Below are 16,222 nucleotides of genomic sequence, written 5' to 3'. Positions count from 1 at the left end.
GGCGAAGCTCTCTTTATAGAACTCACCTGTGGAGTTCAATCGGAAATTATACATTATACATTATACATTTTAAATTATACATTGAAAGAGGAGGAATTTGTTATGGATAAAACAGAAGTTACATTAGATGAGGTTAAGCATGTAGCAAAGCTTGCAAAACTTAACTTTTCTGATGAGGAAATTAAGAAGATGCAGTGTGAACTTAATGATATTTTAGGTGAGTTTAAAAAGCTTAATGATATAGATTTATCAGATGTAGATCTTACTATTGAAGATACAAATAAGAAGTTTAGAAAAGATGAAGTCAAAGTTTTTACTGATAAGAAAAAGCTTATGCAGAACGTGAAGACTTTAAGAGACGGAGCAATTGAAGTACCAAAAATAATAGAATAGGGGGCATTGATTATGGATTTTATGAAGATGACACTTAAGGAATTAAGTGATGGTATAAAGAAAGCAGAATTTACTTCAGTGGAAATAGTTAAATCATACTTTGATAGAATTGAAAGCGAAGATGAAAAGATACAGTCTTACATTACAGTATGCAGGGAAGAAGCATTGAAACAAGCTGAGGAAGCTGATCAGAAAGTTAAGTGCAAAGATATAAAAGGAAAACTTTTAGGTGTACCTATAGCAGTTAAAGATAATATATGTACAGATGGCATCAGAACTACATGTGCTTCTAAAATGCTTGAAGATTTTGTGCCACCTTATGATGCAGCAGTAGTTGAAAAGTTAAAAGAAGAAGGGGCTGTTATAATTGGTAAGCTTAATATGGATGAATTCGCTATGGGATCATCTACAGAAAACTCAGCTTATAAGATTACCAAAAATCCTTTTGATATAGAAAGAGTTCCAGGTGGGTCATCAGGTGGATCAGCAGCTGCCGTTGCAGCATGTCTTGCGCCTGCAGCTTTAGGTTCAGATACAGGTGGATCTATAAGACAGCCATCTTCTTTCTGTGGAGTAGTTGGTCTTAAACCAACTTATGGACTTGTGTCAAGATATGGACTTATTGCTTTTGCATCTTCTCTTGATCAGATAGGACCTATTACAAGAAATGTTGATGATGCAGCATTTCTTTTAAGTATTATTGAAGGTTATGATGAACGTGATAATACTAGTGCAGAAATTGAAAGAAAAGATTATTTTAAGACTATCAATGATGGTGTTAAGGGAATGAAGATAGCAGTTCCTAAGCAGTTTTTTGAAGAAGGTCTTGATGTTGAGGTAAAAGAAAAGGTACTAAGCACTATAGATATGCTTAAAGAGTTGGGAGCAGAAGTTGAGACAATATCAATGGAGGTAGCAGAAGAAGGACTTTCTGCTTACTATATAATTTCCTCTGCTGAAGCAAGTTCAAATCTTGCAAGATTTGATGGAATACGATATGGATATAGGACTAAGAATTATGAAGATGTTTATGATATCATGGCAAACAGCAGGAGCGAAAGCTTTGGTGATGAAGTTAAAAGAAGAATCATGATTGGAACATACTGCCTTTCTGCGGGATATTATGATGCTTATTATAAAAAAGCAATGAAGCTTAAGAAAAAGATAAAGAGTGAGTTTAAAAAGGTTTTTGAAAAATATGATATTATTATAGGACCAGTATCACCAGTACTGCCATTTAAAATTGGTGAGAAAAAACAGAATCCAGTTGAAATGTATCTTGCAGATATTTATACAGTTAATGTTAATCTGGCAGGAATACCAGCTATTTCAGTGCCATGCGGTATGAGTAGTGATGAACTTCCAATAGGAATGCAAATTATGGCTGATGACTTCTGCGAAGAAAAAATATTCAGGGCGGCTAAAGCTGTTGAAGATGGCTTAAAGCTTGATATGTATGAAAAGATGATGAAGAAGGGGGATAAATAACTATGGCATATGAAAGTGTAATAGGACTTGAAATACATGCAGAACTTAAAACAAAAACAAAAATATTCTGCAGCTGTTCAACAAAGTTTGGTGCGAAACCTAATGAAAATACATGTCCTGTGTGTATGGGACTTCCAGGAACACTTCCTGTTCTTAATGAAGAAGTAATAAATCTTGCTGTTAAGGCGGGAAAAGCACTAAACTGTAAAATTAATAAAATAAATAAAATGGATAGAAAAAATTATTTTTACCCAGATCTTCCGAAAGCATATCAGATTTCGCAGTTTGATCTTCCAATATGTAGTGGCGGTGGAGTAGAAATTGAGACTAAGGATGGTAAAAAGAAGACTATAAGACTTAATAGAATTCATATAGAGGAAGATGCAGGTAAGCTTGTACATCTTGAGTATGAACCATATTCACTTATAGACTATAACCGTGTTGGAGTACCTCTTATAGAAATAGTAACAGAACCAGATATAAGCTCACCAGAAGAAGCTGTTGAGTTCCTTAAAAATTTAAAGAGTATACTTGCATATGCAGAAGTATCAGACTGCAGGATGGAAGAAGGTTCACTTAGATGTGATGCCAACATTTCCTTAAGAGAAGCTGGCAGCAGTGATTTAAACTGCAAAGTTGAGATTAAAAATATCAATTCATTTAAGGAAGTACAGAAAGCTCTTGAAAAAGAAGAAAAGAGACAGAAACAGCTTTACGAATATGGTGAAGGAGACAAGATAAAACAGGAGACAAGGAGATATGATTCTGCAAAAGCAAGGACTCTAGTCATGAGAACTAAGGAAGATTCTGATGACTACAGATATTTTCCTGATCCTGATTTAAGACCTATTGAAATAAATGATTCAGTAATCGAGAATGCCGAAAAGACTATGCCTGAGCTGCCAAATGCCAAAAAGAAAAGATTTCTTGAGAGTTATGAACTTACTGAGAAAGAAGTTAATCTTTTAACTAGCGATAAATATCTTGCACAGTACTTTGAAGATCTTGTATCTGAAGGGTGTAACGGAAAGGCAGCAGCAAATTGGATTTTAGGGGATCTTTTCAGACTGATGAAAAATCATGAAGGTGATTTTGATGATATTCCTGTAAAAGAAGAAACGCTGGCTCAGATTATTAAAATGGTAGATAAAGGTGACTTGAGTACGACAGCAGGGAAAGAAGTATTTGAAGAAGTGTTTAAGACAGGTAAAAGTCCTGAGGAAGTAGTTGAGGAAAAAGGACTTAAACAGATAAACAATGAAGATGAAATAGAAAAAGCAGTAATAGAAGCAATGGAAAATAATCCTCAGTCAGTTGCTGACTATAAAGCAGGAAAGAAACAATCTATAGGATTCCTCATAGGACAGGTAATGAAAGCTACAAAAGGTAAAGCAAATCCACCGATGGTGAAAGAAATGTTAGAGAAAAAATTAAAATAAATGATTTATAACTTAAATTAATTTAGGGCAGATTCTTTAATGTGTATTGAGGAATTTGCCTTTTTATAAAGATATATTCACAAAAGTTAGGAATATAATGGTACATTTATATACTAAACAGGGGAAAGCAAAAATTATAAAAATATTAAAAAATATGAAATATGTGGTATAAAATAGTCAATGTAATACATTACATAGTTTTATAATAAAGAGCGATAATACACATGGTGTTATGAAAATAAATAAAGATAAAGATAATGATGCTGATTTTAATATGATTCGTTAGTTTTACTGTATTTGTTTTGATAATCCCGTTTTTTGGATATATTCTTTGCGGTACGCTTATAGAAGAGCTAGGTATAAATAGAGTATTTAATTTTTCACAAGTTTATGCTTTAAACATAATAGTAACAACAACACATGAAATTTTATATCCATTAATGCTATTACTTATTGGTATTGGACTATTTTATTTAGGGGTTGTTAAAAGTGAAAAAGATATGTAATAGGTTTGTTTAGCTATATTAAAAATAATACAAAATATATATTAAAGATGCAATATATTGTATTATAGAGGAATAGAAACAATGTAAAAAAAAATTACTGTAATATATTGAATTATTATGTAAAAGTGGTATAACATAGTTAGATATAATGCATTACATATCTTTTATAAGGAAGTAATAATATGAAAAAAAGAATGTTAAAAAAAATTAGGCATTTTTTTAACGGCAGCTTTTGCACTGGCTTTAATGGGACAAGTTGCTTACGCACAGAGTGCGATAGACGTTAATGTGAGACTGCCTAGAACTGGATCAGTTAATACACATGGTGTTATGAAAACAAATAAAGATAATGATGCTGATTTTAATGTGACTAGGATGGGCTGGGGAGGCTCAGGAATAGATTGGTGGTTGATGTATAAGGGAATTAGATGTACTGGAGTAGGTAACTTCAATAAAACTGGTTTTTATAAAGTATACTATAATATTGATGGAAGACTGTATCAGGGATCTGTTCTTTATGCAACTATTAAAACAGATGCTAACACTTGGCATGCATGCGATATAGAAGGACAAATATACCCATAAAATTAATTAGAACAAATATGCTAGTTTTACTGTATTTGTTTTGATGTGAAGATACAAAATATCGTTGATATTTTGTGTCTTTAGTAATATATAAAGGAGCAGCTTAAATATGAATAATTATATAAAGAGTGAATTAAGAAGATCCTTATTTTCAAAGAAAGCTATGATATCTTTTATAATAGCTTTTATAGCTTTAATTATACCTTTGTATTTATTTTGTTATATCGGAGGAATATCATTCATAGGATTGCATTTTGATGCAGTAGATGTATTTGCTAGAATAAGGAGTACCTCTGAAGGAGCATTGCTTGTTGTTATTTTTCCACTGTTAGCATCAATTATTTTTTCGGATTCTTACACTGTAGAGAAAGAATCAGGTTTTACTAAGTTTATTTATTCAAGAATGTCAGTAAAAAGTTATGTATGGATAAAAGTAATATCGAATGCTATTTCGAGTATGGTGGTAGGAATCATGGCTAGTGGTACAATGTTCATATTCTTAATATGCATATTGGGGATAAGAACTACGGATGGATTAGTTGTAGATGGACCGTTTTCTAGCATATATTATTCCAATAAACTTTTATATGGGATTATTATGGTTTTAATTACAGGTATATGTTATGCAGTTATTTCAGAGTTGTCATTAGGAATTTCTGCATGGATTAAGAATAGGTATTTAGTTTTGATTATTCCGTTCTTTGGATATATTCTTTGCGGTACGCTTATAGAAGAGCTAGGTATAAATAGAGTGTTTAATTTTAATTTTTCACAAGTTTATGCTTTAAACATAATAGTAACAACAACACATGAAATTTTATATCCATTAATGCTATTACTTATTGGTATTGGACTATTTTATTTAGGGGTTGTTAAACGTGAAAAGGATATGTAATTATATTGATTTTAAAATTGAGTCTAGTAAAATATATATTTTCTTAATAATACTGATTATTTATATATTTGCAAGTATGTTATTTTTATTAAAAACCACAAGCAGCAGGAATTTTAGTTATAACATATATGATTATATTATAGAGATATTTTCATATTTATCACTGTTCTATACCATAGGTATATTATTTGTAGTTATGATTTATAAGATTTTTGATAAGGGTAACTTCTATAACTATCTAAGCGTGAGGTTTAATAGCAGTATGGAAATTTATAATGCAAAGATATTAACTTCGTTAATTTTTTCAGTAGGAACTGTGGTATTTATAGTTGTTATTTGCCTGTTAACTGGAAGTTTTATGAGATTTAGTAATACATGGAGTCAATATTCTGCATATGTCATGGGTTCAAAATTAAATCAGTCTTATGTTGAACCGGCTGTTAATATTGTAAGGAAAAATTTAAGTCCGTTATCTTATACTTTAATTCTTTGTGGACTTTCTTCACTATACCTTTTTTTTATCTCTATAGTATTTAATATATGCAATTTAATCTTTAAACAGCGTGCGCTTTCTTTTATATCTGTTATTTCAATTAACATATTAAATATGGTTGTTGATTCAGGAACTTTATCTAAGTTTTCATTTACTAATAATATTTATATATTGAATGCATCAGTGAATGAAGTGAATAATGGTACATATATCGTATCTAGATTTTTGTATTGGATTGCATTGATTGTGATTATGTATATTATAGGAGCTGTATTAACAAAGAAAAGAGAGTGTGATTATGGTAAATAATATTTTCAGGCACTTAAATCTTATAAAGGCAAATAGTAAGGTTATATTTTCATTAAAGGGTATATTATGCATGTGTATTATTTTTGTTTATACATTTTTGACAAAGAGTTATTTAGTTAATGATACTTTTGCTTTTGGACAAACAATTAAAAATACGTTTTATGGACCATTAAACTTAGGTGATAATATTATTGAGACTTTTACATGGGTGTTATACCAGTTTTTTATTATTTTTGTGATAGGTAATTTTATCTTTAAGGAATTAATGGTAAGGGCTTATTATACAATTCCTAGACTGGGGAATAAGAGCAGATGGCATATAGATTTACAGTTTGCATGTATCATATCTTGTGTAATATATTTTGCACTAGGTTTTTTTATAGTATTTATAATCAATTGGTTGAGTAACAGCGCAAGCAATTTCAATGGATTGTATGATGTAATAAAGATTTTAAGTTTGTTAAGCTTAGCAAGTTACTATTTCGTAACCGTATATATTATTAATGTTTTAGTTACCAAGAATCATGTTCAGTCATTCATAATATTATTAATTACATCTTTAGTGTCAATTAAATTAGGCTATGTGTTTAAAATTGATAAGTATATTCCTTTTAATCAAGGGATAATTTCCAAGCATATTACAGGTGGTTTCAGTTTAGCATGGTCAATGATTTTTTTGATTATTTTAATAATTATAAATGTGGTTATATCAGATATCATAATAGTAAAGAAAGATCTATCTGAACTTGCTCATTGATTTTATAATAGGGGGATTCGATTATGGAGAAAGAATTGGTTGTTAAAGTTACTAATGTAACAAAAGATATTAAGGGTACAAAAGTACTCGATAATATAAATTTAAACGTTGAGAAGGGTAAGGCATATGGGATTGTTGGCAGAAACGGATCTGGTAAAAGCATGCTGTTTAAAGCTATATGTGGTTTGATTAACATAACAGAAGGTGAAATAGTTGTGTTTAATAAAACTATAAAGAATGGAAGTTTCCCGGATGATTTTGGAATGATTATTGAGCATCCAGGATTTTTGCCTCAGTACTCTGGTTTTAAAAATTTAAAAATATTAGCAAGTATAAAGAATAAAATAAGTGATGATAAAATAAAGCAGACTATTTCTTTAGTAGGATTAGACCCTGAAAATAAATTGCCAGTAAAAAAGTATTCGTTAGGAATGAAGCAGAGGCTGGGAATTGCACAGGCACTTATGGAAGAGCCAAAACTATTGGTACTCGATGAACCAATGAATGGACTTGATTCAAAAGGTGTAGAAGAAATCAGGGAGATGTTATTAAAATTAAAATCAGAATCTGTTACTATTTTATTAACAAGCCATATGAAAGAGGATATAGATGAAATATGTGATCATGTCTATAACATGGAAAATGGAGTTTTGTCACAAATAAAATGACGAGTGAAAACAATAATATATTAAGTAAAAAGACACTTAATTTAGATAATAAAAATCTAATCAGGTGTCTTTTTATTTCAGCATAAATTATTTTATTTCGTTTCCATTTTCAAGACATGAATTTACCACTGCATTTTCAAGTTCTCCATCATAAAATGTAGGATCAATATTGTTTGATAGTACATCTTCAGTGGCATTATGTAGAGTGTTGCGTGGTTTTATATTATCCATTGAGAAAGTATTTTTATTTAGCAATTTATATTCACTCTCCTTATATATGTATGTAAATGCTATAGTGCATTTCTTAAAGTTTATTATTTCTAAATCTGAATAAAATATTCCTATAGATAAGGTGATTTGGTTTAGTAGTGAACAGCTTTACAAATAAATAATGTAAATGTAAAATTAAGAAAGAATTTAAACTGAAAATTTAAAGATGAACAGAATAAAAAGTTCTGGAGGTGATGAAATGATAAATAAGAAAAGTCCTATTCCGGTTTATTATCAGTTAGAGGAAGATATTAAATGTAAGATAGAGCAGGGCGTATGGCAGGTTGGACAATGTATAAGCAGTGAAAGAGAACTTGCAGAAGAGTATGGCGTAAGCAGAATGACAGTAAGACAGTCTCTTGGAGAACTTGTACAAGATGGAATTCTCGTAAGGGAAAAAGGAAGAGGTACATTTGTCTGCAAGCCTAAAGTAAAACAGAGAGATATGATGAGCTTCTCTGAAGTAATAGCTAAGTCAGGAAGAACACTTAAAACAAAAATTATAGAATTTCAGATAATAGACAGGCCTTCAGAGTATGATGATATTTTTAAATTTAGTAAATTATATAAGATAAACAGATTAAGAATTGTAGATGAGGATATAGTAGCTAATGAGATAGTATATATTCCATGTGAATACTGCGGCGTAGTTACTGAAAATATGCTTGAAGGTTCACTATTTAAAATGCTGAAATCATTAGGATTTGATATTAAGAGTTCAGATGCTTCTATTGTAGCCGTTAATATGAATGAGAAATATCGAAAAATATTCAAGGTAAATAATGATGTTCCGCTTTTAAGAACTAAATCCAAGTTCTTTACAAGTGATGATACAGTAATTTATGTCGAGGATTCTGTTTACAGATCAGATAAATATGTGCTTGAAGTAAACATAGCAAAAAGGGATGCAAAAATAAAATAAAAACAGAGGTGTAAGTAATGGCTAAGATAAAAACTTCATATGTATGTAAAGAGTGTGGATATAAAACTCCTAAATGGATGGGAAAATGTCCTGAATGTAATAATTGGAATACATTTGAGGAAACAATCGAAGATACAAAAAGTCCATCATCACCTTCTGCACTTAAATCAAGAAAACCAGTAAGAAAACTTTCAGAAGTTACATCTAGTAAAAGTGATAGAATAGTAACTTCTATAAGTGAATTTGATAGAGTAATGGGCGGCGGAATAGTTAAGGATTCAATTACAATAATAACTGCCAGACCTGGCGCAGGAAAATCAACACTTCTTTTACAGGTTGCTGACAGAATAGCAACTAAAGGGTATAAGGTAATCTATGCTTCAGGAGAAGAAAGTGATAGTCAGATTAAGAACAGAGCAGACAGAATACTTGATAAGATACATGATAATATCTGGGTTATGCAGGAAACAAGCATGGATAATGTATCAGCTGCGGTTAATGATATAGATCCAGACCTTCTTATTATAGACAGTATACAGACTTTTACTATGGAAAGTGCAATGCCTGCAAGAGCTGGATCACCAACTCAGACAATGGAATGTGCTAATGAACTGTTAAGAATAGCAAAGGATGATAAAAGACAGCGTGCAGTAATCATAGTTGGACAAATGACCAAAGCTGACGAGCTTGCAGGGCTTAGATCACTTGAACATCTTGTTGATACAGTGCTTATTATTGAAGCTGACAGTGATGAAGAGTTAAGAGGACTTGTAAGTTCAAAGAATAGATTTGGAAGTACAGGAGAAAGTGGCTTCTTCCAGATGACAGAAAAGGGTATGGAATCAATAGATAACCCTTCTGAATATTTCATGACTAAACGAGATGCAGGAGAAGTTGTATCAGGAAGTACACTTTCAGTAATTAAGGAAGGCTCAAGAGCGATAATTACAGAGGTTGAAAGTCTAGTGTCAAAGAGTTTTACTCCTTATCCTACAAGAATTGGAGAAACTTTAGGAAAAGATAAGCTAAATACGCTTATATCTATTCTTGAGGAAAGAGGAGGAATAAACCTTTATGATAAGAATGTCATCATCAAGACTATAGGTGGCATGAGAATTAAGGAGCAATCTATAAATTTAGCAGTAATAATGAGTATAGTTTCATCAGTAAAACAACAAGGAATACCATCAGATGTTGCCTTTATTGCGGATGTAGGTCTTACTGGAGAACTTAAAAAAGTACCATCACTTGAAAGCAGAGTTAAGGAACTTGCAAGAATGGGCTTTAGAAAAGTGTATGTAGCAAAGGATTCGTTCCCTAAAGGTTCAGGTATAAAAGGAATTGAAATTTCAGTTATGAAAACTTTAAACGATGTTATAAGGGATGTATATAAAAGTTAAAATATGTATTGAAAAAGAATTTAAAATACTATTAAATATATATATAGAAGGTAATGATTCGAAAATATATGATACGAATTGGGTGAAAAGATGAGGATTGATAAAGATAAGAAATTAAAAGACATATTAAAGATAGTTGGTCCTGGTACACAACTTAGAGAAGGACTTGAAAATATACTTAGAGCAAAGACTGGCGGACTTATTGTACTGGGAGATACAGATGACGTTATGAGTATAGTTGATGGTGGTTTTAAAATTAATGCCAGCTATTCTCCAGCATACATATATGAACTTGCAAAAATGGATGGTGCAATTATATTAAGTAGTGATTTAAAAACAATTTTATATGCAAATACACAGCTTCAGCCAAGTCCTGGGACAGTTACGTTTGAAACAGGAACAAGACATAGAACTGCTCAGAGAGTTGCAAAACAAACTGGCAGAATCACTATTGCAATATCACAGAGAAGAAATATAATCACTATATATAAAGGCGATACAAAATATGTACTTAAAGATCCTAATGAAGTAATAGCAAGAGCAAATCAGGCTGTTCAGACACTTGAAAAGTATGTTGCTGTACTTGAAAAAGTTGTTAATAATCTTAATATACTAGAATTTCAGGATCTTGCAACTGTATTTGATGTTGTTACTGCAATACAGAGAACAGAAATGGTAATGAGGATTGTTGAGGAAATTGAAAGATACATCATAGAACTTGGCAACGAGGGAAGACTTATTTCAATGCAACTTAACGAACTTATTAAATATATAGAGCAAGATGGTATAATGCTTATTAAGGATTACTGCAGTGAAGAATCTAACTATAGTAATGTTTATAAGGAAATACAGAAGCTTGATTCACAAGAAATTCTTGATCTTGACTGTATTGCAAAAGTGCTTGGATATTCAGGAGAATCGCTAGTAGATAATATAATATCATCAAGAGGCCATAGAATTTTAAACAAGATTCCAAGAATACCTTCAAACGTAATAGAAAATCTAATAAAACAATTCTCTTATCTTAAAAATGTAATAGAAGCAAGCACTGAGGAACTTGACCAAGTTGAGGGGATTGGTGAAGCAAGAGCTAAAGCAATAAGAAGTGGTGTAAGAAGATTAAAAGAACAGGTAAGTCTCAATAAAAAGATATAAAAAATAAGCTACTGTATAATGTGGAAAAGCATTATGCAGTAGCTTTTTTATAATTACAATGTATTTTGAATATATATGAATATATCTTCAAGTTATTGGAACAATAATGAAGAGTAAATTCAACGCATTGTAAATTTACCTAAAGTATTAATTTTATCATATTCGTTTAACAATATATCGTATAGGTTTACACCTAGAGCGTTGCATAAAGAGGTAAGATAGAATAAATTGTTACCCATTTCTTTTTCTATTATCTCTCTGCAGTTATCGCATAATTTACCACTGATGTGACTTTGTAAACAATTATTTAATTCATCCATTGACATGTTGTCATTAAGAAGATTTTGTTTATCTGCATTAATTTTTATACATCCACAGTTTGTTACAGCTTTTGTGATAGCGCGGTTTACTCTTGCAGTTGATTCTGTATATTTAGACATGATATCAAGGATACTTCTGTGTCTTAGCAAAGAATCATCAACTGAATTTTGAAAGTCATCAAATATAATATCTTTCATAAGTCTCACTCCCCTGTAAATTGATTGACCATCAATTTAATTATAAGTATTTTTTTACAAATATGTCAATAAGTTTTGAAAGTTAAATCATTAACTATATTACTATAGTAAGAGAAAAAAATTTTTTTTGATAGGGGGTATGTAATTAATACTTAGAAAAACATCTAAAGTTTATGAAGTTGTGTTATAATTATTTTACAATAATTCTAGTATTATGTTACTATTTCGAAATTAGTGGCAATAATAAATAAAAGGGAGGTGTAGATTTGATAAAAAACATTTTTAGAGGCATTATGAGCATTTTAGGGTTGATTGTAGGAGTTGTACTTGCAGGTGTACTTATAAGAAATCCTTATGTTGAGGGGCTTCAATTTGCATCAGACAATGTAAAAGAAATTATTATTTATATTTTGTGTATTATTATTTTAGGACTAATTTTCTTTTTAATCTCATCTGTAGTGTATAAGGGAATAGAAGTGCTTATAGCAGTTATTGATAAAAGCACACAGAAAACAACAATATCAGAAATACTTTTTGCTGTAGCTGGAGCATTTATTGCATTAATTCTGACATTGCTCTTTCTTGCGCCTATTAATAAAGCACTTGGTGATGTTGGGAAGCTATTTAAGATAGTAAGTGCTGTAGTATTTATTCTTATTAATCTTGTTGCTGTTATTATAGGAGCAAGTATAAGTGTTAAGAAAAAGGATGAAGTTACACAGCTTCTTCGCAACTTAAGGAAGGATGGAATTAAAGATAAAAAATCTAAAAATAAGTCAGCATCAGCGCCTAAGGTTCTTGATACATCTGTAATTATAGACGGCAGAATATTTGATTTATGCCAGACAGGCTTTATAGAAGGACCACTTATAATACCAAACTTTGTTCTTGATGAATTAAGACATGTATCAGATTCATCAGATTCGCTTAAAAGAAATAGAGGTAGAAGAGGCCTTGATATAATAAACAAGATACAGAAAGAATTAAGCATAGAAGTAAGAAATTATGAAGGTGACTTTCCAGAAATTGCAGAAGTCGATATTAAGCTTTTAAAACTGGCGCAAACATTAGGTGGAAAAGTTGTAACTAACGATTTCAATCTTAATAAAGTAGCGGAATTTCAAGGTGTATCAGTACTTAATATTAATGAGCTGGCAAATGCAATAAAACCAGTTGTACTTCCAGGAGAAGAACTTGGTATTAATGTTGTTAAGGAGGGAAAAGAGTCAGGACAGGGTGTGGCTTATCTTGATGATGGAACCATGATAGTTGTTGAAGGCGGAAAAAAATATGTAGGTGAAGATATTACAGTTGTAGTGACTTCAGTTTTACAGACTTCAGCAGGAAGAATGATATTTGCAAAGAAAAAAGAGTAGACTTTATATAGCTGTTACACTAATATGGTTTTATGAATTCAGAATATATATGGCTATCAATAAAATATTAAAATTAGTGAATAACGAATAGAGAATAGTGAACAGAATATGTTGAAACTCCCTTGGGGGGAGTTTCTTCCTAATTATTTAAGTTTGTGAGGAGAATAAAGATGAGTAAGACAGCAGTGATAATACTTGCAGGCGGCAGAGGAACTAGAATGCAGAGCGATAAGAGCAAGCAGTTTATAGAAGTGAAGGGCAGACCTATAATTTATTACACTTTAAAGAGGTTTGAGGAAAACAAAGATATAGATAAAATAATTTTAGTACTTCCAGAGGATGAGGTTGCATACTGCAGGGAGAATGTGCTTGAAAAGTATGAACTTAGAGTAGATACAATAGTTACTGGCGGAGCTGAAAGGCAGGATTCTGTATATAATGGTTTAAAAGCAGCAGAAGGATATGATATTGTGCTTATTCATGATGGTGCTCGTCCATTTGTAAGCGATAGAATTATAGAAGAAGGTGTAAAGTATGCTGAAGAATATGGCGCAGCAGCACCTGGAGTTATGCCTAAAGACACAATTAAAGTTAAAAATGATGAAAACTTTTCTGTATCTACACCAGATAGAAGTAGTCTTGTAGCAGTGCAGACTCCTCAATGTTTTAAGTATGATATCATAAAAGACTGTCATGATAAAATCAGAGAGAATCATATAAAAGTAACTGATGATACTATGGCTATTGAGAATTATGGTAATAAAGTATATCTTTTTGACGGTGAATATACTAATTTAAAGATAACAACACCTGAAGATCTTGTAATGGCAGAATATCTTGCAGACAGCTTGTAATTGACAGTAAAAATCCATAATGATATAATTAAGAATAATTCAATATAAAATAAAGATTACAACAATGATGAAGACTAGTAGAAACGTTAAATTACAGAGAGAAGATCCATGGCTGAAAGATTTTCAATATGGTTTTGAACCTACTTCGGAGTTATAGGAGAAAACCTATCGGTGTTATACCGTTATTATAATAAGAGTACAAATTTAGGTGGTACCGCGTATCAACTCGCCCTAATAGTAATATTTAGGGTGGGTTTTTTTAATGTTTAGGAAATTGTATTGAAAAAGGTAAAATTTTAATACTGTAAAGAGTTGAAAAAAAGGATTTACAGGTTGATTTAAAAAAATTGTATAATGCAATTTCATCCTTTAAAAATCTTTATATATTGTTTTAAATTTAAAACATATCAATAAATAAATGAGTGAATAATAAATACTATAGAAAAAGTGGAGGAATATGAAGATGAAGATGTCAAAAATGCTGATGCTGACAATGAAGGAAGTACCAGCAGAAGCAGAAATAGCAAGTCACCAGTTAATGCTTAGAGCAGGTCTTATGAGAAAGATGGTATCAGGAGTTTATAACTATATGCCTCTTGGATTACAGGTTCTTAAAAAGGTTGAAAATGTAGTAAGAGAAGAAATGAATAATGCAGGAGCACAGGAAATCCTTGCATCTGCTATGATTCCAGCAGAATTATGGCAGCAGTCAGGAAGATGGGATGCATACGGCGCTGAAATGATAAGATTTAAGGATAGAAATGATAGAGATTTCTGCCTTGGACCAACTCATGAAGAAGTTTTTACTGATTTAGTAAGAAGCGAAATCAAATCATACAAACAGCTTCCAATTAATCTTTATCAGATACAAACTAAGTACAGAGATGAAAGAAGACCTAGATTCGGAGTAATGAGATCTAGAGAATTCGTTATGAAAGATGCATACAGCTTTGATAAGGATCAGGAAGGTCTTGATTTATCTTATAACAAAATGCATGACGCATATGTGAACATCTTTAAGAGATGTGGAATCGATGCAAAGGCAGTTGAAGCTGACTCAGGAGCTATCGGTGGATCTAACTCAGCAGAATTCATGGTTCAGTCTGAAGTTGGAGAAGATGATGTAGTATTCTGCGATTCATGCAACTATGCAGCAAACATTGAAAAAGCTCAGGCTGTAGCAGAAGAATGTGCAAAAGAAGAACTAAAAGAACTTAAGGAAATAGAAACTCCAAACGCTAGAACTATTGAAGATTTAGTGAAGTTCTTCAACACTACAGAAAAGAAATTTGCCAAGACTTTAATCTTTAATGCTGACGGAAAGATCGTAGCAGTAATGGTAAGAGGCGACAGAGAAGTTAATGAAACTAAGGTTGCGAATGCACTTGGCGGAGTAAACAGTCTTGAAATGGCTTCAGCTGAAGAAGTTTTAAAAGCGACTAATGCTGCAGTTGGTTTTGCAGGACCTATCAACATAAAAGTTGATACTCTTCTTGTAGATGCAGAAGTTACTAAGATGTATAACTTTATAGTAGGAGCTAATAAGACTGGTTACCACTTCGAAAATGTTAATTATGACAGAGACTTTAAGGGAACTGTTGGAGACTTCAGAAATGTAACTAGCGGAGAAACTTGTCCAAAGTGTGGCGGAAAAGTTACTATTTCAAGAGGAACTGAAGTTGGCCACATATTCAAGCTTGGAACTAAGTACTCAGAAGCAATGGATGCAAAGTTCATCGCAGAAGATGGAACAAAGAAGCCATTCATCATGGGATGCTATGGTATCGGAGTTACAAGAACTCTTGCTTCAATAATAGAACAGCACCACGATGATAATGGTATAGTATGGCCATTGCAGGTTGCTCCATATCAGGTTTCAGTTATTGCTGTAAATTCAAAAGACGAAGAACAGATGAGAATAGCTGAAGAAATCTACAATAAATTAACTGACATGGGTGTTGAAGCTTTATTAGATGACAGAAAAGAAAGAGCAGGAGTTAAGTTCAAGGATGCTGATCTTATGGGAATTCCAATGAGAGTTACTGTAGGAAAGAAAATTGTTGACGGTCAGGTTGAATTTAAACTAAGAAATTGTGAAGATATTGAAGTCATCAATATAGATGATGTATATAATAAAGTTAACAATGTTTTTGAAGAAAACAATATGAAATTAAAGTAATTAATAGGGAGGTGT

Annotated in this window: 17 protein-coding genes and 1 other annotated feature; of the genes, 15 read left to right on the top strand and 2 right to left on the bottom strand. The window is 31.5% G+C overall.

Annotated elements, in window-relative coordinates; all coding sequences use genetic code 11:
- The first annotated feature begins 102 nt into the window (after window positions 1-102).
- From gatC to FYJ33_RS03415, 9 genes are all read left to right on the top strand, one after another.
- The gene (gatC, locus tag FYJ33_RS03450; RefSeq protein ID WP_154530374.1) at window positions 103-393 is read left to right on the top strand and encodes an Asp-tRNA(Asn)/Glu-tRNA(Gln) amidotransferase subunit GatC; all 291 of its coding nucleotides are present in this window, start codon (window positions 103-105) and stop codon (window positions 391-393) included.
- Window positions 394-405: 12 nt separating this feature from the next.
- The gene (gatA, locus tag FYJ33_RS03445) at window positions 406-1,881 is read left to right on the top strand and encodes an Asp-tRNA(Asn)/Glu-tRNA(Gln) amidotransferase subunit GatA (RefSeq protein WP_154530373.1); all 1,476 of its coding nucleotides are present in this window, start codon (window positions 406-408) and stop codon (window positions 1,879-1,881) included.
- 2 nt (window positions 1,882-1,883) lie between these two features.
- Window positions 1,884-3,320, top strand: a complete 1,437-nt coding sequence (gene gatB / locus FYJ33_RS03440; protein ID WP_154530372.1) for an Asp-tRNA(Asn)/Glu-tRNA(Gln) amidotransferase subunit GatB — start codon at window positions 1,884-1,886, stop codon at window positions 3,318-3,320.
- 302 nt (window positions 3,321-3,622) lie between these two features.
- Window positions 3,623-3,826 carry a hypothetical protein gene (locus tag FYJ33_RS16025; protein WP_206046599.1) on the top strand — a complete coding sequence of 68 codons (204 nt, stop codon included), beginning with the start codon at window positions 3,623-3,625 and terminating at the stop codon, window positions 3,824-3,826.
- A 246-nt stretch (window positions 3,827-4,072) separates the two neighbouring features.
- Window positions 4,073-4,411, top strand: coding sequence for a hypothetical protein (locus FYJ33_RS03435; protein ID WP_154530371.1), 339 nt, complete (start codon window positions 4,073-4,075; stop codon window positions 4,409-4,411).
- 109 nt (window positions 4,412-4,520) lie between these two features.
- A complete protein-coding gene (locus FYJ33_RS03430; protein ID WP_154530370.1) occupies window positions 4,521-5,306 on the top strand; it encodes a hypothetical protein in 786 nt (261 codons plus the stop codon).
- A 76-nt stretch (window positions 5,307-5,382) separates the two neighbouring features.
- Window positions 5,383-6,108: a hypothetical protein gene (locus FYJ33_RS03425; RefSeq protein WP_235900757.1), complete on the top strand. Its 726-nt coding sequence runs from the start codon at window positions 5,383-5,385 to the stop codon at window positions 6,106-6,108.
- Window positions 6,098-6,865 carry a hypothetical protein gene (locus tag FYJ33_RS03420; protein WP_154530368.1) on the top strand — a complete coding sequence of 256 codons (768 nt, stop codon included), beginning with the start codon at window positions 6,098-6,100 and terminating at the stop codon, window positions 6,863-6,865. The genes FYJ33_RS03425 and FYJ33_RS03420 overlap by 11 nt, the downstream gene beginning before the upstream one ends.
- A gap of 23 nt (window positions 6,866-6,888) precedes the next feature.
- The gene (locus FYJ33_RS03415; RefSeq protein ID WP_154530367.1) at window positions 6,889-7,533 is read left to right on the top strand and encodes an ATP-binding cassette domain-containing protein; all 645 of its coding nucleotides are present in this window, start codon (window positions 6,889-6,891) and stop codon (window positions 7,531-7,533) included.
- A gap of 87 nt (window positions 7,534-7,620) precedes the next feature.
- On the opposite strand, the gene FYJ33_RS03410 is transcribed toward FYJ33_RS03415, so the two are convergent.
- Window positions 7,621-7,788, bottom strand: a complete 168-nt coding sequence (locus FYJ33_RS03410) for a hypothetical protein (RefSeq protein WP_154530366.1) — start codon at window positions 7,786-7,788, stop codon at window positions 7,621-7,623.
- A gap of 214 nt (window positions 7,789-8,002) precedes the next feature.
- Between FYJ33_RS03410 and FYJ33_RS03405 the strand changes: the two genes are divergently transcribed.
- The 3 genes from FYJ33_RS03405 (at window position 8,003) to disA (ending at window position 11,280) form a co-directional block, all read left to right on the top strand.
- Complete coding sequence (locus FYJ33_RS03405; protein WP_154530365.1) at window positions 8,003-8,725, top strand: GntR family transcriptional regulator; 723 nt, start codon at window positions 8,003-8,005, stop codon at window positions 8,723-8,725.
- 17 nt (window positions 8,726-8,742) lie between these two features.
- Window positions 8,743-10,125, top strand: a complete 1,383-nt coding sequence (radA, locus tag FYJ33_RS03400) for a DNA repair protein RadA (protein ID WP_154530364.1) — start codon at window positions 8,743-8,745, stop codon at window positions 10,123-10,125.
- Between the two features lie 90 nt (window positions 10,126-10,215).
- A complete protein-coding gene (disA, locus tag FYJ33_RS03395; protein ID WP_154530363.1) occupies window positions 10,216-11,280 on the top strand; it encodes a DNA integrity scanning diadenylate cyclase DisA in 1,065 nt (354 codons plus the stop codon).
- 119 nt (window positions 11,281-11,399) lie between these two features.
- Here the strand turns inward: disA and FYJ33_RS03390 are convergent, their stop codons facing one another.
- Window positions 11,400-11,798 (bottom strand): nucleoside triphosphate pyrophosphohydrolase family protein, encoded by a 399-nt coding sequence (locus FYJ33_RS03390; protein ID WP_154530362.1) that lies wholly within the window; start codon window positions 11,796-11,798, stop codon window positions 11,400-11,402.
- Window positions 11,799-12,064: 266 nt separating this feature from the next.
- On the opposite strand from FYJ33_RS03390, the gene FYJ33_RS03385 reads away from it, so the two are divergent.
- From FYJ33_RS03385 to FYJ33_RS03375, 3 genes are all read left to right on the top strand, one after another.
- Window positions 12,065-13,174 carry a PIN/TRAM domain-containing protein gene (locus FYJ33_RS03385; RefSeq protein ID WP_154530361.1) on the top strand — a complete coding sequence of 370 codons (1,110 nt, stop codon included), beginning with the start codon at window positions 12,065-12,067 and terminating at the stop codon, window positions 13,172-13,174.
- Between the two features lie 170 nt (window positions 13,175-13,344).
- Entirely contained in the window at window positions 13,345-14,028 is a 684-nt protein-coding gene (ispD, locus tag FYJ33_RS03380; protein WP_154530360.1) for a 2-C-methyl-D-erythritol 4-phosphate cytidylyltransferase, read from the top strand.
- Between the two features lie 55 nt (window positions 14,029-14,083).
- Window positions 14,084-14,265 (top strand) — a binding site (T-box leader).
- A gap of 226 nt (window positions 14,266-14,491) precedes the next feature.
- A complete protein-coding gene (locus FYJ33_RS03375; RefSeq protein WP_154530359.1) occupies window positions 14,492-16,207 on the top strand; it encodes a proline--tRNA ligase in 1,716 nt (571 codons plus the stop codon).
- Window positions 16,208-16,222 lie beyond the last annotated feature (15 nt).

The sequence above is a fragment of the Inconstantimicrobium porci genome (assembly GCF_009696465.1).
GTDB classification, from domain to species: Bacteria; Bacillota; Clostridia; order Clostridiales; family Clostridiaceae; genus Inconstantimicrobium; species Inconstantimicrobium porci.
The sequence above is the reverse complement of the archived record's forward strand: the minus strand, read 5'-3'. Positions and strand labels throughout refer to the sequence as shown.

Bases quoted from the DNA above. Each gene is read 5' to 3' on its own strand.
- FYJ33_RS03415 (WP_154530367.1), top strand. From the start codon at position 6,889: ATGGAGAAAGAATTGGTTGTTAAAGTTACTAATGTAACAAAAGATATT.
- FYJ33_RS03375 (WP_154530359.1), top strand. From the start codon at position 14,492: ATGAAGATGTCAAAAATGCTGATGCTGACAATGAAGGAAGTACCAGCA.
- FYJ33_RS03430 (WP_154530370.1), top strand. From the start codon at position 4,521: ATGAATAATTATATAAAGAGTGAATTAAGAAGATCCTTATTTTCAAAG.
- ispD (WP_154530360.1), top strand. From the start codon at position 13,345: ATGAGTAAGACAGCAGTGATAATACTTGCAGGCGGCAGAGGAACTAGA.
- FYJ33_RS03435 (WP_154530371.1), top strand. From the start codon at position 4,073: ATGGGACAAGTTGCTTACGCACAGAGTGCGATAGACGTTAATGTGAGA.
- radA (WP_154530364.1), top strand. From the start codon at position 8,743: ATGGCTAAGATAAAAACTTCATATGTATGTAAAGAGTGTGGATATAAA.
- FYJ33_RS03425 (WP_235900757.1), top strand. From the start codon at position 5,383: ATGTTATTTTTATTAAAAACCACAAGCAGCAGGAATTTTAGTTATAAC.
- gatC (WP_154530374.1), top strand. From the start codon at position 103: ATGGATAAAACAGAAGTTACATTAGATGAGGTTAAGCATGTAGCAAAG.
- FYJ33_RS03390 (WP_154530362.1), bottom strand. From the start codon at position 11,798: ATGAAAGATATTATATTTGATGACTTTCAAAATTCAGTTGATGATTCT.
- gatB (WP_154530372.1), top strand. From the start codon at position 1,884: ATGGCATATGAAAGTGTAATAGGACTTGAAATACATGCAGAACTTAAA.
- FYJ33_RS03420 (WP_154530368.1), top strand. From the start codon at position 6,098: ATGGTAAATAATATTTTCAGGCACTTAAATCTTATAAAGGCAAATAGT.
- gatA (WP_154530373.1), top strand. From the start codon at position 406: ATGGATTTTATGAAGATGACACTTAAGGAATTAAGTGATGGTATAAAG.
- disA (WP_154530363.1), top strand. From the start codon at position 10,216: ATGAGGATTGATAAAGATAAGAAATTAAAAGACATATTAAAGATAGTT.
- FYJ33_RS03405 (WP_154530365.1), top strand. From the start codon at position 8,003: ATGATAAATAAGAAAAGTCCTATTCCGGTTTATTATCAGTTAGAGGAA.